The organism is Indolivaga alginatilytica (genome assembly GCF_003201355.1).
Lineage (GTDB): Bacteria > Bacteroidota > Bacteroidia > Bacteroidales > Dysgonomonadaceae > Dysgonomonas_A > Dysgonomonas_A alginatilytica.
Genome location: NZ_QICL01000002.1, coordinates 190,315 through 214,716, shown reverse-complemented (window position 1 = coordinate 214,716; position 24,402 = coordinate 190,315). Strand labels below are relative to the sequence as shown.

General features: G+C 37.8%; 17 protein-coding genes. 8 read left to right on the top strand and 9 right to left on the bottom strand.

Translation table 11 applies throughout. The features are described from left to right. Positions 1–26: 26 nt before the first annotated feature. Genes CLV62_RS03635 through CLV62_RS03625 form a run of 3 tightly spaced genes read left to right on the top strand, consistent with a single transcriptional unit; the run spans position 27 to position 2,517 of the window. Complete coding sequence (locus CLV62_RS03635; protein WP_110309434.1) at positions 27–1,250, top strand: 3-phosphoshikimate 1-carboxyvinyltransferase; 1,224 nt, start codon at positions 27–29, stop codon at positions 1,248–1,250. 7 nt (positions 1,251–1,257) lie between these two features. Beyond that, positions 1,258–1,686 (top strand): phospholipase, encoded by a 429-nt coding sequence (locus CLV62_RS03630; protein WP_110309433.1) that lies wholly within the window; start codon positions 1,258–1,260, stop codon positions 1,684–1,686. Then, positions 1,687–2,517: a metal ABC transporter permease gene (locus CLV62_RS03625; protein WP_110309432.1), complete on the top strand. Its 831-nt coding sequence runs from the start codon at positions 1,687–1,689 to the stop codon at positions 2,515–2,517. Between the two features lie 148 nt (positions 2,518–2,665). Here the strand turns inward: CLV62_RS03625 and CLV62_RS03620 are convergent, their stop codons facing one another. The 3 genes from CLV62_RS03620 to CLV62_RS03610 form a co-directional block, all read right to left on the bottom strand. Beyond that, complete coding sequence (locus CLV62_RS03620) at positions 2,666–4,552, bottom strand: carbohydrate-binding domain-containing protein (RefSeq protein ID WP_110309431.1); 1,887 nt, start codon at positions 4,550–4,552, stop codon at positions 2,666–2,668. 174 nt (positions 4,553–4,726) lie between these two features. Then, a complete protein-coding gene (locus CLV62_RS03615) occupies positions 4,727–6,850 on the bottom strand; it encodes a S46 family peptidase (protein ID WP_110309430.1) in 2,124 nt (707 codons plus the stop codon). 469 nt (positions 6,851–7,319) lie between these two features. Then, positions 7,320–8,813, bottom strand: coding sequence for a lipopolysaccharide biosynthesis protein (locus tag CLV62_RS03610; protein WP_110309429.1), 1,494 nt, complete (start codon positions 8,811–8,813; stop codon positions 7,320–7,322). Positions 8,814–9,073: 260 nt separating this feature from the next. Between CLV62_RS03610 and CLV62_RS03605 the strand changes: the two genes are divergently transcribed. From CLV62_RS03605 to CLV62_RS03595, 3 genes are all read left to right on the top strand, one after another. After that, a complete protein-coding gene (locus CLV62_RS03605) occupies positions 9,074–10,888 on the top strand; it encodes an AMP-dependent synthetase/ligase (protein WP_110309428.1) in 1,815 nt (604 codons plus the stop codon). Further along, positions 10,889–12,019 carry a radical SAM family heme chaperone HemW gene (gene hemW / locus CLV62_RS03600; RefSeq protein WP_110309427.1) on the top strand — a complete coding sequence of 377 codons (1,131 nt, stop codon included), beginning with the start codon at positions 10,889–10,891 and terminating at the stop codon, positions 12,017–12,019. 509 nt (positions 12,020–12,528) lie between these two features. Next, entirely contained in the window at positions 12,529–13,479 is a 951-nt protein-coding gene (locus CLV62_RS03595; RefSeq protein ID WP_110309426.1) for a hypothetical protein, read from the top strand. Positions 13,480–13,666: 187 nt separating this feature from the next. On the opposite strand, the gene CLV62_RS03590 is transcribed toward CLV62_RS03595, so the two are convergent. From CLV62_RS03590 to CLV62_RS03565, 6 genes are all read right to left on the bottom strand, one after another. Further along, complete coding sequence (locus CLV62_RS03590) at positions 13,667–14,260, bottom strand: hypothetical protein (RefSeq protein WP_110309425.1); 594 nt, start codon at positions 14,258–14,260, stop codon at positions 13,667–13,669. 5 nt (positions 14,261–14,265) lie between these two features. Further along, positions 14,266–14,772, bottom strand: coding sequence for an RNA polymerase sigma factor (locus tag CLV62_RS03585; RefSeq protein WP_110309424.1), 507 nt, complete (start codon positions 14,770–14,772; stop codon positions 14,266–14,268). Positions 14,773–15,003: 231 nt separating this feature from the next. Next, on the bottom strand, positions 15,004–18,282 hold the full coding sequence (locus CLV62_RS03580) for a VIT domain-containing protein (protein WP_110309423.1): 3,279 nt from the start codon (positions 18,280–18,282) through the stop codon (positions 15,004–15,006). Between the two features lie 315 nt (positions 18,283–18,597). Then, positions 18,598–19,711, bottom strand: a protein-coding gene (gene prfB, locus CLV62_RS03575; RefSeq protein ID WP_110309422.1) for a peptide chain release factor 2 whose coding sequence is annotated in 2 segments (ribosomal slippage) — positions 18,598–19,647 and positions 19,649–19,711 — 1,113 coding nt in all. Because the reading frame shifts where the segments join, the coding sequence is not laid out codon by codon here. A 114-nt stretch (positions 19,712–19,825) separates the two neighbouring features. Then, entirely contained in the window at positions 19,826–20,404 is a 579-nt protein-coding gene (locus tag CLV62_RS03570; protein WP_110309421.1) for a hypothetical protein, read from the bottom strand. Positions 20,405–20,407: 3 nt separating this feature from the next. Further along, positions 20,408–22,054 carry an alkaline phosphatase gene (locus tag CLV62_RS03565; protein ID WP_110309420.1) on the bottom strand — a complete coding sequence of 549 codons (1,647 nt, stop codon included), beginning with the start codon at positions 22,052–22,054 and terminating at the stop codon, positions 20,408–20,410. A 410-nt stretch (positions 22,055–22,464) separates the two neighbouring features. Between CLV62_RS03565 and surE the strand changes: the two genes are divergently transcribed. Both surE and lpxB read left to right on the top strand, forming a co-directional pair. Beyond that, a complete protein-coding gene (gene surE / locus CLV62_RS03560; RefSeq protein ID WP_110309419.1) occupies positions 22,465–23,247 on the top strand; it encodes a 5'/3'-nucleotidase SurE in 783 nt (260 codons plus the stop codon). Positions 23,248–23,252: 5 nt separating this feature from the next. Next, entirely contained in the window at positions 23,253–24,401 is a 1,149-nt protein-coding gene (gene lpxB, locus CLV62_RS03555; RefSeq protein WP_110309418.1) for a lipid-A-disaccharide synthase, read from the top strand. Position 24,402 lies beyond the last annotated feature (1 nt).

The following is a 24,402-nucleotide window of genomic DNA, read 5'->3' as shown; positions in this document are numbered from 1 at the left end:
GTAATAAATACATTTTACCAATACTCATGAAATATAAAATAACAGCACCAAAATCTCCGATATATACAAGTATTAAACTTCCTGCGTCGAAAAGTATCAGTAACAGAGCTCTTATATTAAAGGCTCTTAGCAACAGCCCTTTTCCTATCGAAAATCTGTCTGATTGCGATGATACGAAAGTAATGCTGGAAGTATTCAATTCTAAAACAAATACATTTGATATAGGTGCAGCAGGAACTTCGATGCGTTTTCTTACTGCATATCTATCAAAAATACCGGGAGAATGGATAATAACCGGAAGTGAACGGATGCAACAACGACCAATAAACACATTGGTGGAAGCTCTTAACACTCTTGGTGCGCATATTGAATATCTTAAAAATCAAGGATTTCCTCCATTAAAAATTAGAGGTAGTGCATTAGACGGAGGAGACATCTTCTTGTCGGGCGGAATAAGCTCTCAGTTTATTTCGGCTCTATTAATGATTGCACCGACAATGGAGAAAGGTTTGACCCTTCATCTTGAGGGTGATGTCATTTCGATTCCTTATATAAAGCTAACGCTTCGTATGATGGAAAAATTTGGAGTGAAATGCGATTGGGTAGATAATGTTATCAAAATATTTCCGAATGAATATAAGCCAATCCCATATCTGGTTGAATCAGATTGGTCGGCAGCTTCCTATTGGTATTCAATCGCAGCATTGAGCAACGATGCCAAAATTGAGCTAAAAGGCTTATTTCAGGAAAGTGGACAAGGCGATTCTAAGGTTGCCGAATTATTTCAAGACCTAGGTGTTGAAACCGAATTTAAAGAAGACGGCGTTATTCTAACCAAGACCGATAGAATTGCTAAAAAGCTATTCCACAATTTTATAAACGAGCCCGATCTTGCTCAGACATTTGTTGTTGTCTGCTGTATGATGGGTGTACCCTTCCTTTTCACTGGACTTCAAACTCTTAAAATAAAAGAGACAGACAGAATAGAGGCTTTAAAAGCTGAAATGAAAAAATTAGGCTACGTTATAACCGATAGCCACAATAGCATACTTGAATGGGACGGCGAAAGATGCGAGCCTGAACAAACTCCTGTAATAGCTACCTATGAAGACCATCGCATGGCAATGGCTTTCGCACCGGCTGCTCTAAAATTAGACAATCTAACAATAGCCGAGCCTATGGTTGTTACCAAATCTTACCCATATTTTTGGGAAGATTTAAGTAAAGCCGGCTTCTCGGTAGATAAATAAACAATTAATGGAAATACTCTTCATCTTTTTAGGCATTATCATATTCTTTGTGATCGCGTTATTTGTATGGAATTCATACCAGCGGAAACAAGGAAATACTGAACGTGCCGAAATAGTAAATAGTGATCCCACAGATGGTACATGTTGCGGACAACATGCTACTTGTGAGCAAGACAGTCTTCTAAACTGTTTTGTTGAGGAATCGGACTATTTTGATGATGAGGAACTAGATAAGTACAAAGAATATTCGGAGGAAGACTATACTCCTCAAGAAGTGGACGAATTCCGTGAGGTATTCTATACATTGCTTGATGAAGATAAACCACGTTGGGTTAGAAGCCTTCAACAACGAGAAATCCCTATTCCGAATGAATTAAAAGACGAGATACTACTTATAATTAACGATTTGCGTAGTACACAACCAACCAATGCTTAAATGGACTTTTTCGAACTTTTTCGATACGATTTTTTCATCAATGCTCTTTTAGGAGGATTGTTTGCCAGTATTGCCTGTGGCATAATAGGTACATATATTGTAATCAAGCGCCTGGTATTTATTAGTGGAGGTATTACACATGCTTCATTGGGAGGGCTGGGAATAGGTTTCTATTTCGGCTTCAATCCTATACTTTCGGCAATGGTATTTTCTATCCTATCCGCATTCGGGATTGAATGGTTATCCGGAAGAAAAGGTGTTCGCGAAGACTCTGCAATAGCTGCATTCTGGTCATTTGGGATGGCTATCGGGATTATTTGTATATACCTCAAAGCAGGTTTTGCTCCTAATCTTTCTGAGTACTTGTTTGGTAATATACTGACTATAACAACTGCCGATATATATGCCTTTATTGCATTATCAGCAGTATTGGCTGCTATATTTTACTTTTTCAGAAGAGAGATTCTGTATGTAGCATTCGATTCTGATTTTGCTAAGACCCGAAATCTTCCCGTAAAGTTTATAGAATATGCTATGATGTTTTTCATCGCCGTATCTATCGTTCTTACCATACGCTTGGTGGGTGTTGTATTGCTAATGTCTTTATTGACTATGCCTCAAATGACAGCCAATCTATACACAGCCAATTTTTCCAAGATGATTTTTCTTTCTATCATCTTCGGATTAGTAGGATGTATTTCCGGACTTATATTATCTGCATTTATCAATGTACCTTCCGGTGCATTCATTATATTTATTCTTATCGCAATTTACTTCATTTGCAGATTAATAAATACTATATTCAAGATAGATACTCTAACTGCAAAATAAAGAAGGGATATCACCAAGACACCCCTTTCTTCGCACAATTTTATTTGCTAAACACTTTTAAAAAAAACATAAACACAATAAAACTATAATTACTTCTTGTTTCCTTTCGAATAAGATAATAAGTAGTTATCAGCTCACACCCTCTTCTTTAAGGACGCCCTCCACCTCCGCCGGGACCAGTACTTACATTACCGACTGTGGTTACCATCGAGGTTGGAGTAAATGTACCCGATGAGGTTCCTTTGGTATAAGTTGCGCCGGTATATAATCCGTGGAAATCTGTACCTCCCGCAACACTACCTCCTGTATAAATTGTATACACTGTATTGGCTGCCAAATTTGCACTGCTAAACAATAAAGTCATCTGGTTATATGTTCGGGGCACTTTAAATGTAAGGACACCTGTACCGTCAGCCGCTGCAATATGAACAAATTGATTAGCTGTACCTGAACCTCCATAAATAACCGTACGTTGTGTACTAACGCTAGATGTAGGTGTACTGGTAGAACCTCCGACACCAACTAATGTTCCGCCTGTTATTTTGAAAGTATTGTTATCACAATCAAACCCTTCTTCTGGTGCTCCTGCCCCTGCTGTAACAATCGTTCCACCGGTTACAGTTAAAGTTCCGTTAGAATCTATTCCATCATTTGTTTCGCTATAACAATAAATAGAACCTCCATTTATCTGAATATGATTAGTAGCATTGATACAGTCATCGTAAGCCTCTATTTCGATCTTTCCATTATTTATGGTTAGTGTAGTCTTGCTTTCTAAACCCTCTGCTTCAGTTTTCGAAGTCTTAATAGTTATAGTACCATTATTGATAGTCAGATCTCCATCACTTTTTATAGCTTTGGCTGCTGTATCATCATTCCCATATTTAAATTGATCTCCTGTGGTTATTACAGATATAGTTCCATTATCTACAGTCAGAGTTCCATCAACACTGATAGCTTTACCGCCTGCTCCTGAGCTATTGATAGATACAGTACCTTTCTTCATCAGGAAGTTCCCTCCTGCCTTGATACCTGCCGATGAAGATATATCCGCATCGTCCGTATCATAATAAGCACTACCCGTAGTTACCAGAGTCATATCACCATCAGCAATTGTAATATCACCTTTACTTTTTATTGCTTTCGAACCATCGCCTGTTGTAGTAATATCAAGCGTACCTCCATTGATAGTTATATAAGGAACAATAGAAGTATCGGTTCCTTTGTATGAAGTTTTAATTCCGTCTCCTACACTCTTCACTTTTATACTTCCACCATTTACGGCAACATATCCCTCTTCGCATTCTATGGCATCGCCCAAAGCTGTAATATCTACTGTACCGCCATCTATACGAACATAATCATTTGCATGAATACCATCTTTAACAGCGGTTTTCACTGTTATATTTCCGCCTTTTATTCGGATGTAATCGTCACTTGCTATCGCATGTTTATTGTATCCGTAAACTAAAAGACTACCATTCCCATCGAAATTCAATTGTCCTTCACTGAACAGAGTACCTTTCATATCTTCATCGCCACTAGCCGCATAAGTTGCATTATCAACCAGTCTGTTAGAAGTACCTCCAACCAATACTAAGGATACTTTCTTTCCCGATTGAATATTAATTGCAGCTCCGTCGCCGTTTATAATACTGACACCATTGAGACCTACTCCGAATTTATAATCACTATAGATTTTCAGAGAACCGTCTTTAGTTAACCCTGACAATACATAATTCACTTCTGTATCTGTAATAGTAGATGTTACTGTAACATCGCTACCTGTTTTTGTTACAACTATACCTTTATCGGCATAGGGATTTTTTATTTCAACTGCATTATCCGAATACGTAATCAGCACTGAATTTATAAATGTGGTATCCTTTGTGTTAGTCACAAAATCTTCATCAACCACAACATTGCTGCCATCGTCTCCACCTGTTAAATCATCATCGTCATCGTCACTGCTACACGATATGATAACAAAAGACGACACACATAAAAACCCCAGTAAAAACTTGTTTAATCTCATACTCTAAAATTATTATAAACCAGACTCCAATGTTATAAGCTTTTCTTAAAACCCGCAACGACATTCTACATAAGGAGTAATCTGCTCGACAAATCGATCTATTTCATAGATAAAAAAATAGCCTTGTCAGACATGATCTGACAAGACTATCTATATTAATGAAGGAGTTTTCTCTTATCTCTGAATAGTAAGTTCCTCAATCAAGCGAGGGCAATTCATTATTTTGTCGATAGTATAAAGAACATAACGAATATCTACACTGATCGTACGTTGCAGCTCAGGTTCAAATACTACGTCGCCACTCAGAGCTTCCCAGTTACCATCAAATGCAAGACCTATCAATTCAGCCTTACCATTAAACACAGGACTACCTGAGTTACCTCCTGTAATGTCGTTATTCGACAGGAAGCCAACAGACATAGAACCTTTTTCATTGGCATATTCTCCCCATTTCTCAGCACGAAGATTATCTAAGATATAATTCTGTACTGCAAACTCTGGATCATTAGGATTTTCTTTCTCTAAAATACCTTTACTTGTAGAGAAGTAATCGTATTCAATAGCGTCAGCAGGACTATAACCGCCTACCGAACCATAGCTCAGACGTTGAGTAAAATTGGCATCAGGCGAGAAAGCTTTATCAGGTTGCATCTCCATTAGAGCCGCCATATACTTACGGGCGTTTCTATCGATTATAGGATATACAGGCGACAGGTCTTCTACTAATTTCAAACGACCTTCGGCAACCGATTTAGCTAGAATCATAGCAGGATCTTTGTCTAACTCCTTTAAACCTCCGGCACTTATTGCAGAGATAAGGTTGTCTAAGTTGGTAAATTTACTGTTTTTGAAAACCCAATCAGCATATTTATCATAGTCACCTTTAAACTTCTTATCAATAGTTTGATATACACTAGGCAGATATTCTGCTGGAACTCTTTCTCTGTACAATTTAAGCAAAGCAGGCATTACTTGTTTATCTAACTCAGGAACGTAATCCTTATATGTATCGGTTAGTTTTGCCCTAACATAAGCCATTAGCTCTTCTTTATCCGAAACATTCGAAATATTTACGCTATTTGCCAAACGGGCAATTTCTATTCCATTATTAAATGTTTCACCAAAATAGGTACCTATTTCTACAGGTTTCATCGTGTTCTTATAAACGACTTCGAGGCTTGGCAATACATCACCATATTTCTCAGTTGCGGCAGGACTGCTTGCGATCCAATCCGCAAGACGAGATTCCAAAGCTTGCTTCGATTCCACTACATTCAATTTTTTTAGAGCAGCATTCATACCCATCGCATTTTTCCAATAATTGGAACTTCTGCTGAATTTCACCGAATACTTGATACGTACAGCATCATCTGCATTCATAGCCTTTCTCCAAATAGCTTGTTTTACGGTGCGAACCTCAATACGTGGAATATTTTCCGATTCCATCATCTGAGTAATTCCCCAAGAAGACAGATAACGCTCTGTACTTCCGGGATAACCGATTGTCATTGCATAATCTTTGTCTTTATACCCTTTTATTGAAACAGGCACAGAGTATTTAGGTTTATAAGGAACATTGTCGGCACTGTAATGTGATGGCTGATTATCTTTATTGGCATACACTCTGAATACCGAAAAATCTCCTGTATGACGGGGCCATTGCCAGTTATCGGCATCACCTCCGAATTTACCTATTGATGAAGGCGGAGCAAAAACCATTCTCACATCTTTGAATACTTCGTAAACAACCAGATAGAATTTATTTCCTGTATAGAATGGCACAATACGTGCAGTCAAAAACTCATTGTTTTTATATTGAGCCAGAATATCTGTTGATAACGAATCTATTATATGATTTCTTTCCCCTTCCGAAGTAGCATCGGTTATCCCGAGTGTCACCTGATCGGTTACATCTTCCGTCTTTTGAAGAAAAGATACATTTAAACCTTCGGTATATAATTCTTCTGGTTTCGATTGGCTTACAAATCCGTCTTTCAGATAGTCATGTTCTACAGAACTATGCTTTTGGATAGCATCATATCCGCAATGGTGATTGGTGAAAATCAGACCTTCCTGCGATACAGCTACACCTGTACAACCACCTCCGAATATAACAACTGCATCTTTTAGTGACGCATTTTTTTCGCTGTAAATACTATCGATCGGAAATGTAAATCCCAGCTCTTTCATACGAGCTGCACTTTGTCTGTTTAGCTCTTTCAACAGCCACATACCCTCATCTGCTTGGACAGAAGCCAGCGAGAGTAAAACGCCTAGCAATAAAAAGATTTTCTTCATGTTAATTATTTAAATTAAGGTCTAAGACCTATTTGATTATTTCGAAACGTATACTAAAAAAAAGTAACAAAAGGTGACAAAAAACTTCCTGTTAAGTTACAAAGTAAACATTCTGTTGTCACTTTTCCCAATTTGTCAAAAGACTGTAAATCAACAGCTACTATCCAAAAAGGTTACAAAGGTAACAAAAGTGACACTTTCTGACTGTTTTATTTCCTATTGTTTACTGTTTACTTTTTCTCTATTCGGGCAGACACGCAGGTCAGCCCCTACCCCTGTTGACTGATAATTGTTGACTGCTAACTGTTCCAAAAAGTGACACTTTTTTACTGTTTTATTTTTTCTTGTTTACTGTTACTTTTACAAAACTACTACACTCCTGAGTAATCTTATTTATAGATAAATACATCAAAGGCCAAAACCTTTCATCCACTAGTTGGGTGTATAATTATCCCCTTATATTTATTTCTTATTTTCTCTTTACAATTTTACCGATAACAGGAATCTCCGATAGAGGTAAATCCCTTTTGATAAGTACAAAAAAGAAAATAGCAAACAGCACTGTATTGAATATCAAACGCAACGCTTCAGTATCGAACCGCGCATAACAACTTACTCCATAAAGAACGATAGCCAGACCAAAATACAAACCTATCGATTTGAAATCGTACGGCAATGGCCGGTATTTTCGTTCAAAGTAGTATGAAAGTAACATCATTATCAAATTACAAATCAATGTAGCCCATGCACTGGCTATATATCCATAGATAGGAACAAAAATAATATTCAGAACAATGGTTATTACACAACCTGCAATTGAGAATACTGCTCCGAAATAAGTCTTATCGACCATCTTGTACCAAAAAGACAAATTGAAATAGATTCCAAATAAGATATACCCCATCATTACAATAGAAACCACATTCAAGCCCTCATAGAAATCCTTGCCTATAAAGTGTTTTATTATATCCATGTAAAACATTACCCCAAGAAATATAATCAAGGAGAAGATGATAAAATATTTCATCGCTTCGGTATAAGCCTTATCGTTATTCGCATCTTTATTCTTAGCAAAAATAAAAGGTTCATACGCAAAACGAAAAGCTTGTGTAAACATCATCATAATAATAGCTACCCGCGAACATGCCGAATAAATACCCAATTGGCGGAAAGCTTCCACTTTATCATCAAATAAGAAAGGATAAATTATTTTATCGACTGTTTGATTCAGCATACCTGCAATTCCCAGTATCAATAAAGGGAAGCAGTATTTAAGCATACGCTTCAACAGATCGGTATCGATGACGTACTTAAAACCTCTCAGTTCGGGAATCAAGAAGATAAATGTAATTGCAGAACCTATAAGATTGGCTACAAATACGTAACCTTCTTTATATGACGGACTATAAAACCAAGCGATCAATGACGGATTAACAGCATGAATCTTAGGGCAAATAATCAGGAAGAATATAGTAAATACAATGGTTATAAAAATACTCGACAACCGGAGAGTGGCAAATCGAATGGGACGTTTCTTGTATCGTAAATAAGCAAACGGAATAGTCATTATCGTATCAATCCCTACCACAACAGCCATAATGGCAATATAATCGGGGTGATGCGCATAATCTAAAAAGTCGGCTATCGGGTTCAAAAAAGTAAAACAAAAAACCACAAAAAGAATAGAGGTAAGAGCAATAGACAATAGGGTTGTAGAATATACCTTCATCGGTTCATCGTCTCCCTTATTCATAAAGCGAAAAAAGCCGGTCTCCATACCATACGTAAGAATCACCGCCAGCAAAGCAGTATATGCATACACGTTGGTCATTACACCAAACTCACCGGTGGTTAGCACCCGTGTATAGATCGGCACAAGGCACCAACCTATAAATTTCCCTAAGATACTACTCAAACCATAAATGGCGGTATCTTTGGCCAGACTTTTCATTCCTCCTGCCATCTTTCTGATTTTTCGGATGCAAAGATACTATAAATCGTATGTATATTATAGTTAATATGAAGGAAATACAGAACATTTTCAGCACATCGTTACCACAACAACTAATGCATAGACAATTATAAAAATCAGGCGATTAACATCAATTAATGATTTATTCAACTAACTTTGTGAGGTCTCAGACCTTTTATTCTGTATACCCGTCAACTCGTTTACTCAATAAAAACAGGTCTCAGACCTTACCATAAGTAAAAAACATAGAAATGAGTTACTACCATCTAGCCGAATTGGTGCATAAGAGAGCAGCCAAATACAAATCGAGTACAGTTTTTAAGTACAGAGATGCCAGCGAAAAACGTTGGAAAACAATCTCATGGAATCGCTTTTCGGAATATGTCATGAAAACGGCATGGGCTATGGCTGAGGTAGGCATTGACACTCAGGAGAATATCGGAATATATTCTCAGAATATGTGTCAATACTTATTTACAGAGTTCGGAGCTTTTGCCAACAGAGCCGTTGTGGTTCCTATATACGCAACAGCATCGCCCCATCAGGTAGAATACATTGTAAATGATGCTCAAATAAAAACCCTGTTCGTAGGAGAACAATTTCAATATAATAATGCATACAAAGTACAACAGCAATCGGAAACCCTGAAAAAGCTGGTTATATTTGATGCAAACGTAAAACTTCATCCCGAAGACCACACATCTGTATATTTCGATGACTTTATGGCAACCGGAGAAAACTCCGATGCTGAAGTGAAAGTGACCGTCAGAATGAAAACAATCCGTGAAACGGATATTGCCTGTATCATTTATACTTCGGGAACTACAGGAGAGCCTAAAGGGGTTGTTCTTTTACATTCATCCTTTCTTGAAGTTTTCAGAATCCATGATGAAAGATTACCACAACTGTCGAACAGAGATATATCGATGAACTTCCTTCCATTGGCTCATATTTTCGAAAAAGCATGGACGTATTATGCCATCCACAAAGGGATGACTATTGCAATCAACACCGATGCAAAGGAAATTCAGAAATCAATCAAGCAGGTAAGACCAACAGTAATGTGCAGTGTACCTCGATTCTGGGAAAAAGTATTCCAAGGCGTTTCCGAAAAAATCGAAAGCTCTAAAGGTTTAATGAAGTGGCTATATACGGACGCCATTAAGACCGGAAAAAAATACAATCTCGATTATAAGAATAACGATATAAAACCTCCGATTGGGAATGCTATAAAATTCCACTTTTATAACAACACCATATTTCGTATATTGAAGATGGTAATCGGTATCGAAAAAGGATTATTATTTCCTTGTGCGGGTTCCCCTCTATCCGACGAAATAAACATATTCCTCAAATCGGTAAATATACCTATTATAGTAGGTTATGGTCTTACAGAGACTACTGCTACAGTGAGCTTCTATCCTCCCGTTCATTTCAAGATACATTCCGTAGGATCGGTAATGCCGGGCTTGGAAGTAAAAATAGACCCTCTAAACGATGAAATCTTAGTTAAAGGGCGTACTGTCATGAAAGAATATTACAAGAAACCCGAAGAAACAGCCAAAGTATTTACTGAGGACGGATTTTTCAGAACGGGAGATTCCGGTAAAATGATAGAAGGGAATGTGATCGTATTAACTGAACGAATCAAAGACCTTTTCAAAACCTCTAACGGAAAATACATTGCGCCGCAAGCCATTGAAACGATTATTGCAAACGATAAGTTTATCGATATGATAGCTGTTATTGGCGATGAGGTGAAATTTGTAAGTGCACTCATTGTTCCAAACTACGAGGCTATAGTTAAATGGGCTGAGGAGAACCAAATAGTATACAGCAATATGGAAAATCTGCTCCAGAACAAAGATGTAAATTCGATGATATCAGGACGTATAGAAATGCGTCAGGCTGATTTTGCACCTTATGAAAAAGTAAAACGATTCACTCTTCTACCCGAGCCATTCACCATGGAGTCGGGCGAACTAACCAATACTCTCAAAATAAGAAGAAAGGTTGTAGTTGAAAGATACAAAGACCTGATTGACAAAATGTACGCTGAGTCATAAATGGCAGGTATATACATACACGTCCCGTTCTGTAAAACAAGGTGCATATATTGCGACTTTTTCACCAGAACCGACATGAAACAAAAGAATCCGTATGTATCGGCTATCTCCAAGGAAGCCGTTCTTCGTGCTGATTATTTGGATGGAGAAGCTATCGAAACCATCTACTTTGGAGGAGGGACACCTTCTCAGCTCACGATAGAAGATTTACAATCGGTACTCAATACACTTCGGAATACTTTCGAAATAAGTTCTCAAGCAGAGATCACCCTTGAAGCCAACCCCGACGACCTGAATGCGAGCTACATAAATCGGCTCCTGTCATCAGGTTTTAACCGTTTAAGCATGGGTGTACAAAGCTTTGATGATGCACAATTGAAGTTCCTCAACAGACGGCATTCAACCCAAAGAGCAATAGATGCAGTCAAATTAGCTCAGCAAGGCGGCTTTCAGAATATAAGTATCGATCTGATGTATGGTCTTCCCGACCTGACAATGGATATATGGAGAGACACACTTGATAAAGCAATCAATCTGAATATACAACATATTTCATCCTATCACCTCATCTATGAGACTGGTACGAAACTATATCGACTATTACAAAAAGGAGATGTAAGATCGGCAGATGAAGAGCTCAGCCTCGATATGTTCTCTCTATTAATTGAAAAACTGAAAGAAGCCGGATTTATCCACTACGAAACATCCAATTTCGCAAAAGGCGGGCTTTTTTCCCGTCATAACAGCTCGTATTGGCTCGATAAAAAATACCTGGGATTAGGTCCTGCCGCACATTCCTATAACCGGATCAATAGATGTTGGAATGTAGCATCCATACCCAAATTCATTGAAGGAATAAAAACTGAAAAGCCCAATATTCAAGAGGAAATACTGGATACTCAAGCCCGATATAATGATTTTATTTTAACGGGTATGCGTACCATGTGGGGCATCAACATTTCTACTCTGAAAGATAAGTTTGGAGATAAGATGCTTGAGTACTGTGAAAATAATCTGAAAAAGCATCTCGAATCGGGAAATGTAATCCTTACTGATAATCACTACATAATAACCGCACAAGGCATATTTATTTCAGACAGTATCATGAGCGATTTGATGTATGTAGATTAATTTACCGTAGAAATGCATATATTTTTGTGCATTAAAAAAAAAATAGTATATTTGTATCTCTAAGATAACCCTTTACGCTCACAATGGCTAATAAATTAACAAAAATACCAGCGGATAATAATCTAAATTTTAACTGTTTAGATTTGTTTTCTTGCGTTGAAATATTAGAGAGAGAGAGAGAGAGAGAGAGAGAGATTAGCTAGCAGCCACGCTGGTGAAAAAAATATTTTAGACGGATTATTCCGTCTTTTGTTGTTTTTGAGTATTCTTTACACAATAGCATATCTATTACAATACTTCCCCAATAAATATATTAATAATTGCATCGGTAAACTTTTTCTACTAACTGATTTCTGTTGTTGTCGTTTAAAATCAGTAGAAATATCTAGGTTACCTATGAAACAATTATGTCCGGCAGCAGCGTGTAGCGATTACATGCTGCTGCTCTTTTTAGTCAACATCTATCTCGGTCAGCAACAAAATCAAACACATATAAAATAGGTAATATAATGAAAAAAAAGGTTTTATTTTTCGTCTGCCTCATAGCAGCAGCGACATCACAAGCTCAGGTTGGGATTAACAATTCCGACCCTAAAGCATCCCTTCACGTCACACCACAAAATACGGATGGTACTACAGCCGAAGGAATTATTGCTCCAAATTTGACACGCGCTCAATTAATCGAAAAAGATGCACGTTATGACCGTGACCAGAGAGGTGCAATAGTTTATGTAAGCGATTTATCAGGAACTATTACAACGAAAACTGCTCTGGTAACAGCAATCGGGTATTATTTTTTTGATGATACTCTTTGGAGACCGTTTAGCCAACCTGCGGCTGTTACTACTGCCAATAACGGTTTGAATATGAACGGAACAACGACTGAACTGGGCGGAGCTTTAACCAAAGCGACAACCATTTCGGGAACAACAGCTAATACGTTAACAATATCTGCACCCTCTATAATTTCGGGAGCACTTCAGATTAGTAGTGGTACTCCTGGTAGCGGAAAGGTGCTGACATCGGATGCAACAGGTAATGCTACTTGGCAAAATGTCACTGCTGCTCCATATGCTGGCACGATGGGGGGTACCGATCTTTCAATGACATCTAGCTTAAGGTATCTACAAAGCTATATAGATGTGCCCTCTGGAAGGTCTCAGATATTTGTTGGAGGCTTTATTGCTTATGCTTCTGCTAATGGCTATGCGACATTTTCCCTTAGCAGTTCTTCAACAGCACATTATGGAACAGGATACAGTCTGGTTCCGGGACTTGCAGGCTTCACATTCACCACAGAAAGTTCCATTGGGCAATTTTCGTTCTTTACAAACAACACGAGTGGAGGAGTTTTAAGACTGTACCTATGGGGGCTAATTTCCACCGCAGAACCAGCAACAGCAACAGCCACTTGGAAAGTCCAAAGTGTATCTGAGCCTTATATATTTGTAGCGTATTAATCGCCTATAATATAAATGTATAAAAAAGAACCTGAAGTGGCTAGCTCTACTTGGACAAATCAAAAGTCTAAACATTAATCCTTTTGATTTTAATATATTTTTAAACAGGTTCTTTTTTGTATTTTAATATCTGTCTCCTTTGTGTTTTCTGTGTTCTGATACTACTTTTGAGACAACTCTCTTTAAGTTATTCTTTTTCTAGATTTTCTATTTCTTCAATTTCTTTATTCAGTTTCTTAAAGCGCTCAAAAATTGCATATCTAAACCTGTAGTAAGTCGATGCAATAAAAACAAGTACTATTAAAATCAACATCACTATTGATTCGATATTGAATACAAATTTTTGAAACAGCATAAGTAGTGCTGCCAATATAGCAAAAGGCATTAGCAAATGTCGTATTTTCGATGTTTTGATCGTGTATTTTTCAAGCTTAGCAAATTTCTTTTTTAGAGTTAAAGTCTTATCGGAGAAATCAATATTACGAATCAATAGAAAATACTTAATATCCCAGATATAATTAATGACATATATAAATACAAAGAGACTTAAGCCAATATAGAAGTTAACTGTTAAACGAAATTGAAAATCTATAATCACCAACACAATAAAAAGGATTACAGGCGAAAGCACATTGTAAACAACTTTGATTTTCATCCGGTGTAATCGCTTCTCGGGCTTAGACATCAACATCCTTTTCAGAATTTCTTTATTTAAACGAGTATTATCCGCTATCTTTTTATCAGATTCTCTCCAGATATTTTCCAGTTCTGTTAGTTCCATGATTCTTAGATTTTTGAAATTGCTAAATTTTTAATCTGTTCCTTAATTCTACTAATTCGCGTACCGACATTTGTTTTCGAGATGCCCATTATCTCTGATATTTCATCATGCGAATTATCATCAAGATAGAGTAAAATAATTGCCTTATTGATCTCATTTAACTCATCAATACAGTTATATAAGATTTCCAGTTCCGGCGAATTATCTTCTTCCATAAGCCATGAGTAAGTATCTTTCTCCTTCAAATCGTTAAAGTAGGAGAATAGAGAGCCACTGGTCTTTTTCCGTTTATAGTTCATCGAAGTATTCAAGGCGACCCGATAGATCCATGTCGAAATTTTCGAGCCTCCCTTGAAATGCTTAAATGATTTCCACAATTCAAGAGTAATATCATTAATTAAATCCTCACGATCCTGCACGACTTTGGTATAAGCCCTTGAAATTTTTATAATCATCCCGATATTTTCTTCTAAAATAGATAGGAACTGCTCTTGAATATCATTATCTGCCATTCCGTTGTTGCTTTTTTATAAATCAGCCAATTAAGATACACTCTATTCCGATTAGTAACATACCCTATCCAAAAATCACACATGTATGCCTCTTTTTTTTATAATAATACTTGAAAGGGTTATCCAAAAACATGGACAACCCTTTCAAATATTTATTTCATCATTCTCTAACTAACTATAATTATTTTACTTGCCAAAGTAATAAAAAGGTCTGAGACCGTAATCTTTCTCCTATTCAAAATTTACCTCACCTATGTCAATCGTTTCTTTGTTACTCGACAAACGTAAGGTTATTGTTTCTTTCTTTTCTTTTCCGCTCGAATAATAAGTGTAAATATCGAGATAGATAGTCGTTGGACCAACCAGAGTCTGTTCACTACTTCCATAATAGTTTGCCTGTATTTTATATTTACCTCTTATCGCTTCTTTTATCAGGAATTCTTCGGGACCATAGCCACCCGTAAAATCATAGGACATTAAACCTCCTATCCGAGTTTGCTTATGACTATAGAAGCATTTTTCGCCATTAGGGTCTGTTACCCACAAATCCATATCGCTGTTATCGGTGTCCCAGTTGAGTACAACACGTATATTTACGGGCATGTTATATATCAGACGATTGTCTACCGAACTAAGATCCAGTTCAATCTTTTCGCGTTTAGCTTTATCTATTACATTATTTATTTCTTCAACTGCAAACATTTCCACCTGAGGGAAACGAGTGTCCCACCTGCGTTCAAGCATCTTATAAAGTGTATTGACAGCTTGCTGATACTCTTTATTCTGAGCATAAGCCAGTCCTAAATCCCGATAAGTCTGAGGTTCTTCAGGGCGAAGAGTCAATAGCAACTTAAACTGATCGATAGCATAATCATTATACCCCATCTGTTTCAGACGATGAGCCAATACACGCGTCAATCTATAGTTTTCAACTTCCAGTTCAGCCAGATTAGAGAGAATAATAAGTGCTTCGTCTTTTAATCCTCTTTCCTCGAAAAGAGTTGATACTTCCAGAAAAAAAGAGGGTGTCGACTTATATTCATCTCTGATTGACAAATAGGATGCATATAGTTCTTTATCCGATTTAGTTTTCAATTCATTCAGATAAGCAGCATCAGGGCTCCATTTGTTCAATGTTATGCCGGCAGTTAATTTATAATTTAAAGATTCGGAAGGTGAATTATTGGAAGAAACCGATTTAGGGCTTCTTCTCCTGATGTCTTGACTTTCAGATTCGCTTACCTGAATACCTGCTACACGACCCTGCAATTCATCGGCTACAGTTTCGGGAGCCGTAAACTGAGATACCGAGCCTGTGAGATCACTACGTCTTTGAGCACCATAACCTACAACGACAACATCATTCAACGTCGCTTGATCATCGGCAAGAACAACATCCAACTCGCTACCCCGAACAGAGACCTCGATCGAATTCATTCCTACAAAAGAGAATCGCAAAACCTCATTAACTTTAGCATTAATGGAATATTTCCCATCTAAATCGGAAACAGTACCTGTATTGGTTCCTTTTATATTAACAGAGACTCCGATGAGAGGCTCACCCGTTTCATCTTTAATTATTCCACTAACACCCCGTCCATTATATGAATTCGTCTGACGGGCAATCATTGAACGACCCGATGTTGGCTCTGCTCTTTGATTTTGAGCTCTTTCCCTTCTTAAAACCTCTTCCTCCTCAGCCCGTTTTTTTGCTTCTTCCATTTCTTTTCTGAAATCTCTGTTCCACCAGGCTTTCCGTGCTTCAAGCATAGATATTACAGCTTGTATCCGATCCTGCTTTTGTTTTGTGTTCCATATTTCCTGTTCGCTTACTATCCGATTATATTCGTCTAAGAGTTCAGCCGGAGGGGTTATTCTATGAGTGACATAATCTTGTACATCATCCAAAACAATGAGTGACGTATTCCGTGTTACAATATTGTATTTACGTCCCAATGATTCTATTTCGTCTTTATTTTTATCGAACAATAAATCAAGCTCAGCTATCTTCTTTTCAGCCCATACACGTTCCACTATATTACCATAATCCGCAATATTGTTTTGGTCTATGACAAGGGTTTCGGTATATAACACACGACTGCCTATACCAAACGAAAGTGTGATAGAAGCTTTCTGTTTCTTTAGTTTACCGGCCATCGTAAATCCTGCCTTCGGATTGACAACAGTACCGGAAGTTGTCAAATCACTGATTTCGGATTTATCATAATCGGCAGAAATCAACCTGAAACTTTCATTCTTCATCATTTTTGCGGCATCTTGCGGCGTTTGGCTCATCAGATTAATGTAAGTTCCTCCCGATGATATATTGATGTATTTCAGAAGACTGTGATTGGCACTCAGAGATGAAGTTATTACCGATACAGGAGACTTACCCATAATAGGCTGAGATTTACCAAAATTACTCAACCCGTCAGTAAACAGAAGAATCTCATCGACATTCAGTTTCGAAAAATCGAGCAATCCCAATTGAGTAGCTCCATCGTACGGTATATTTTTGAGTACATCCTTTAGATTATCCCAGTTCCCGTTTTTAATCGGGAATGTTTGCGATTTGCCTAAAATACAGTTGAATGTGTACAGTTCAACAGTCAGGTTTCCATTCTCTTTAAAATAGTTATCCAATAATTCTATCTCCAAAGGCAGATTGCGCCCGTTCATAGATGAAGATGCATCCCAGAAAAGAGCTATATTCTTCGGACTCTGTTTGGCTTCTACGGTAAGTGAAGGAAAAACCTGAGCATAAAACACCGGCTGACTACTTATCAGTCCTTTCTCAATATAAATTTGTTTGTTGCTCTTGATAGGTATAGAAAATACCAATTGTCCTTTTGAAGGATATTGTTTTGCCGAATAAGATGCCAGATAAGCTTCTCCCGATTTATCAAACGAAAAACTACCCCAAGGGGTTTTCTCCACTGTTGGCTTTTGTCCATCGGCATGCACAGCTATATTCAGACTGAAATTATCGAGTACATCCCGATATTCAACAGGCAGGAAAAACAGATAATCGTCATTACCTTTGGTTAGTTCCTGCTCATAAGCAATCACAATACGTCGTGTTCCTTTTGCGGGTAAAGGATACACCCGTGTACGAAAATTATTTCCGACTGTTTTTTCGAGCAGTCCGGGATCTACCTTCCTGCGAATTGTAGATTCGAATACTTCCTGTCCTTTTGCCTTTTCAACTACAACGCCCTCTCGCAGGTTGCCGTTTATATCTAAAGCAAAACGCGAGATAGATTGTCCATCGGCAAGAGGGAACTGCAATTCACCCTCAAGAATACGATTATTCGGATTGTAAAAAGTCATGTCGACAGTAGTTACAGCGAGTGACCCGACTACTTTTACATCGATTTTCACATCCGATATCCTTACCGGGCTTTCGTCTTTACTGAGACCGTTAATCTGAATATTAGGCGACCTCTGCTCCTGCGCCCACACTGTAATTGAGAGTAAGCAAAGTAGAATTAGTGTCAGATATTTTTTCATGCTTTCCAGAGTATTTTAAGTAAATAGAATATACGATTATATATATTCTAGAGTCAAAACTTGCCAAAATTTCACATTAAAAAAAGAAATAAATTGAAATATACCCAAAATGCAGTTGAAAGAAGGCATGAATAAAAAAGATTATCTAAATACTACTTTACAATATTAAGGTCTAAGACTGCTTTAACACTTTAGATAAACAAAACAATTAGAGATAGTTATAATGAGAGAACATCGCTTTAGCTATTTATTACAAAAAAGAGGTTGTCCGATTTCTCGGACAACCTCTTTTAAGTTATATTATTAGTCAAAGATTTATACGTCTGCACCGAACTCCATCAGGAAGGCTTTGATGAAACCATCAATATCGCCATCCATAACAGCGTTCACATTCGAAGTCTGATAATTTGTTCTGTGATCTTTCACACGGCGGTCGTCAAAAACATAACTGCGGATTTGTGATCCCCATTCTATTTTTTTCTTTCCGGCTTCCACCGCAGATTGCATGCGGCTTCGTCTTTCCAGCTCCATATCATAAAGTTGCGATTTCAATAAACGTATCGCATTGTCTTTATTACCGAACTGAGAACGGCTTTCCGTATTTTCGATTACAATCTCTTTGTCTTCGCCTGTTTCCTCGTCTTTGTATTTGTAGTGAAGACGAACACCCGTTTCTACTTTATTTACATTTTGACCTCCTGCCCCACTCGAGCGGAAAGTATCCCATGTAATGCTACCCATATTGACTTCGATCTCGATTGTATCGTCAACCAAAGGCACCACAAAAACAGAAGCAAAGGAAGTCATACGTTTACCTTGTGCATTGTATGGAGACACACGCACTAAACGGTGTACGCCATTCTCCGACTTAAGATATCCATAGGCAAAATCTCCCTCAACCTGAATAGTTGCTGTTTTGATTCCTGCCTCATCACCTTCCTGAAAGTTGGTAATGGTTACTTTATATCCTTTCGACTCACACCAGCGTTGATACATACGGAAAAGCATCGAAGCCCAATCCTGACCTTCGGTACCACCTGCACCACTGTTTACTTTGAGTACTGCACCCAGTTTATCTTCCTCACGGCGAAGCATATTCTTAAGCTCCATATCCTCCAATATTTCTATTGTCTGGTTATAGACCTCATCGACTTCTTCTTCCGAAGTAATTCCTTCTTTTTGGAAATCAAATGCCAACTGCAATTCTTCTACAGCCGCTTTCACTTTATTATAACCCGAAAGCCATCCTTTCAGACCTCTGATTATTTTCATTTGCTCTTCGGCAGCTTTGTTATCAGTCCAAAAGTCAGGGTCTTGCGTTCTTATTTCCTCTTCTTCTAATTGGATTATTTTTGCATCGACGTCAAAGGTACCCCCTCAACGCTTGCTCGCGCTCCAACACTTCTTTGAGTTGGTCTACAGTAATCATATTCGTAATTTATTTAGTTACATAAAAAGAATGCGAAGATACTAAAAAAACACAGACCTCCGCACCTTAACGTATATTATGTCAGCCAGCTAACAATCTCTACTTTATTACATTCTACCACAAGGAGATGCCTGTACTATCCGCTGGTTCATAAAATTCTATTTGCACGACTTCGGTTGTGTCGCCAGGCTGCTCGGCAGCCTGATACAGTTCTGCTTGTAAGCTATTCTGATAGTAATTCACCATTCCGTTTATATGCTCCTCACTATTTTGAGATGCATCACTCCAAACTTTGATCAAATAATTATTTTTGACAAGATAGGCAAGATTACTCTGGTTTCTTAACTCCCCCAAATTATTCTTCAGGGCTTCCTCCGACACAAACCGAGAAACAATTACCCCCGCATCATCACGACCATAATCATCTTCTTCCTTCGTTTCATAAATCTCATAATAAAGCTGTAAGATATCGCGATTATCAGAATTAGCCATCATACGAATGGCATGTGTATCTTCGATTACAGCCGGATTATTGATAATTCCTTCTTTTTTATACTCTGCCGGGATTTCAGCAATAACCATTCCGCTTAACAATTTCGGATTCAACTTAAAACTGGCAGGAAATGAAATATTCTCTTGAGCTTTAACTATAAAAACTGAGAACAGGACAAATAGCAATAACTTTTTTTTCATATCTTAATTCAACTGTTCTATCAAATTTGCAGGAAGATAAAACGTATCGTTTTTATCTATATAAACCGTTACCGATCCCAGATCAATTTCTTTTCCATTCATGTAGGCAACCGACTTAAAGGCTGGAACAATCAATGTTTTCTTTCCCTTTTTTACTGTTAATTGGGGGAATGCTGTCGATTTATCAATCGTGCAGTTTAATCCTGAAAAAACCTCCTGATGTTTTGCAAAGACTTCTTTTGTCATTTCGGGAAGACTTTCTTTAAGTCCTAAAACATCTGACAGATAATGATTAATCTGCACATTTGTATTCATACCCAATGGTACATCGCCCTGTGGGTGATAAGCTGCCAGAAAAACCTCTTCGCCCGTATGACCTCCGGTTGTAAAGCCAAAGTAAGTACGGCTATTCATTATATCGACAATGGCATGTCCCATATTCTGACTTTCGGCTTTCTTCATATAATCAGCCTCTTTGTAGTTATTAGAACTTAATAAACTGGCTAATTCTTCCTCAGTAAGATCTATATCTGTATATTTCTTAAATATTGCTTTAAAATCTTCGGGTTTCTCTTGTAGTAAGATGCGCTCTAGTCCTTCGCCTGTTCTTTTGTATTTCGAAACATTGGCAAACAGATCGTGAATAGTTGCTTTATCATAACTCTTTAAATCCCTGCGCCCGATAGTAAATCCGCTATTACCATGATCGGGAAGTACTATAACCGCTGTTTCGCCATCTTTCTTTGCAAACTCAATGGCTGCACCTACCGCCTTATCGAAAGCCAAGTATTCAGTAATGCAACCTACTGCATCATTACCATGTGCTACCCAATCTACTTTACTACCTTCTACCATAAGGAAAAAGCCATTGTCGTTTTCAGATAAATGATCTATTGCTTTTCTGGTCATCTCTTCAATAGAAGGGATCTTCGAATCATCGCGATCTAAATCATAAGGCAATTCCTTCTCCTGAAACAATGCCCACACTTTATTATCGCCATCGAATGAACGGAAAGCGTTTATGTCATCCTGAATCAAGGTTGTGTTGTTCTTCTTGAAATGATTCTTCATATCGTCTGTCACGATAGAATTACCTCCACCAAACATTACATCCAGATTATTATAGGCTATCTGAGGTGCGATATATTCGTATTTGCCACGTGCATAATAGTGAGACGAACAATCGGCAGGCGTAGCATGAGGAAATTCAACAGTTACAACCATTCCGACTGCTTTCTTTTTCTGAATTTTAGCTGCTTCGAGAATAGTCACTAAAGGTTGATAAGCCATCGAAGGGTCGACCTTTACCAGATCATTCTCGGGGTCGGCAACAGGATAAATAGCCACATTACCCGTACGTTGAGGCATACCCGTCATGTATGCAGATGTTGTTGGAGCCGAATCGCCAATAGGAGCATTAGACGAAAAAGTCTTCACCGTGCCACACATATATGGATCGATATTCAGATTTTCACCACCCAGTTTATTGTATATTTGATACCACCGTGCCGCAGAAACTACACCGATAGAAGTACCGTCGGGAATCATTACTATTACGTTTTTGACAGGTTTAACAGGTCTGTGATATTGCTGAGACCAAACCAAACTGCACGAAAGAATTAGAAGTAAGGAACAAATTGTTTTTTTCATAAAAATAATATTTAGCAAAAGCAGGATTTCATTAATAAGATATTTTCAATTCGGGATATCTCTTGTGCTACCCCATTAATAATGCCAATCAGTAGTTAAATTGTCAGTAATTAACGCTCTTTCTTACTGACGCACCCTATCGGGTTTGTCTTTCATTTTGCCTTGATGCAAAACGAAATAAGTAATCTGTGATTGCGCGTAGTATAAATAACTTAAAAGAGCGTTTTGAACAATTCAATGACTCATTCGCATTAATAATAAAAAGATAGGAAACATTAGTTTTTTACAAAAATAGAGATTTTAGATCAATAATCTTGTTACAAAATAGTGAAGAAGTCTTTTTCTATTCATTTAAGCTCACCGAAAATATTTCTGTATCTTTGTAATTCAATGTAAAATATAAATCTGTTATGTCTGCAAAGAAACCATTAATACTCATTACAAACGATGACGGCTACCAAGCCAAAGGTATAAAATCGCTAACCGAATCACTAGTCGGATTAGGTGAAATAGTAGTTGTTGCACCCGATGGTCCACGATCGGGAATGTCTAGCGCCATCACATCGATACAACCGATACGCTATTATTTATTAGAAAAAAACATAGAAAAAGATATAACCATCTACGGATGTACAGGTACACCTGTGGATTGTGTAAAATTGGGAATCAGCGAGATATTAGACAGAAAACCCGATCTTGTGGTTTCGGGAATCAACCACGGCTCTAATGCCTCTATCTGTGTTATCTATTCGGGAACGATGGGTGCTGCCATAGAAGGGTGCTTATATAAAGTGCCATCTATCGGATTCTCGTTGCTGGATCATCATTTCGATGCTGATTTTTCCCACACATACAAAATAACCCGTTCTCTGAGCGAAAGCGTATTAAAAACCGGATTACCTAAAGGTGTTTGTCTGAATGTAAATATACCTCATTCGACAAAGGAATTGAAAGGTCTGAAAGTTTGTAAACAAGCTCCGGGACAATTTGTAAAAGAATTCAAAAAATCGGCAGATGGAGCTGATAACGAAATATACTGGTTAACAGGATATTTTGAAAACGACACCCCCAATGATACTTCTACTGACGAATGGGCATTAGCTAATGGTTACGCTTCGGTTGTTCCAACCAAAGTTGACTTTACCGACCATGAATTTGTGGATCAGATGAAAAACCTGGAAAATCTAATTTAACCGATATGAAATATTTTCTTGTTGCAGGAGAAGCTTCGGGCGATTTGCATGCTTCTAATCTTATGGCTGCTTTAAAAGCATCAGACCCCAAAGCTGATTTCTGCTTCTTGGGTGGTGACTTGATGCAGGCTCAGGGAGGCAAGCTCATCAAACATTACCGGGAAATGGCTTTCATGGGCTTCATTCCCGTCTTGCTGAATCTGAAGACAATTCTCCGCAATATGAAAATGTGTCAACAAGCAATTGTCGATTACCAGCCCGATGTCATTATTCTGATAGACTATCCGGGATTTAATCTGAAGATTGCCAAGTTTGTAAAAACTCAGACTAATATTCCCGTCTATTATTATATCTCGCCCAAAGTATGGGCATGGAAAGAATACAGAGTAAAATCGTTCAAGAAATATGTAGACGAGATGCTTTGTATACTTCCTTTCGAGGTTGATTTCTTTAAGAAACACAACTATCAGGTAAATTATGTAGGCAATCCGACAGTTGATGCAATAGCCGCCTTCAACGAAAAGAACAAAGACGATTCTCGCGAGAAATTCATACAGGATAATAAATTAGATACAAAACCTTTTATCGCTCTATTGGCGGGAAGCCGCAAACAGGAAATAAAAGACAACCTCCCTACAATGCTAGAGGTGGTAAAAAAATTCCCTGATTATCAAGCGGTGATTGCCGGAGCACCGGGAATGGACCCCGATTATTACAAAACATACATAGCAGACAGTAATTGCAAAATTATTTTCGACCAGACTTATCGCCTGCTTTCTTATTCGGATGCCGCACTTGTAACCTCGGGAACAGCAACTCTCGAAACATCATTATTCAGAGTACCGCAAGTCGTTTGTTACAGAATGCCTGTACCATATATTGCACATTGGGCATTCAAGCATATTTTACATACACCTTACATTTCTCTTGTAAATCTGATTGCAAATAAAGAAGTTGTAAAAGAATTGTTTGCAAAGTATTTCACCCGTCAGAATATCGAAGAAGAAGTTGACAGACTACTAAATGACGCCGCTTACAGAAATAAGATGCTGGAAGGATACGATCGGATCATCACTATATTAGGTGAACCGGGAGCATCACGAAAAGCCGCACAAATTATTATACAGAAACTACATGCTAACAAAGAACCTTAGG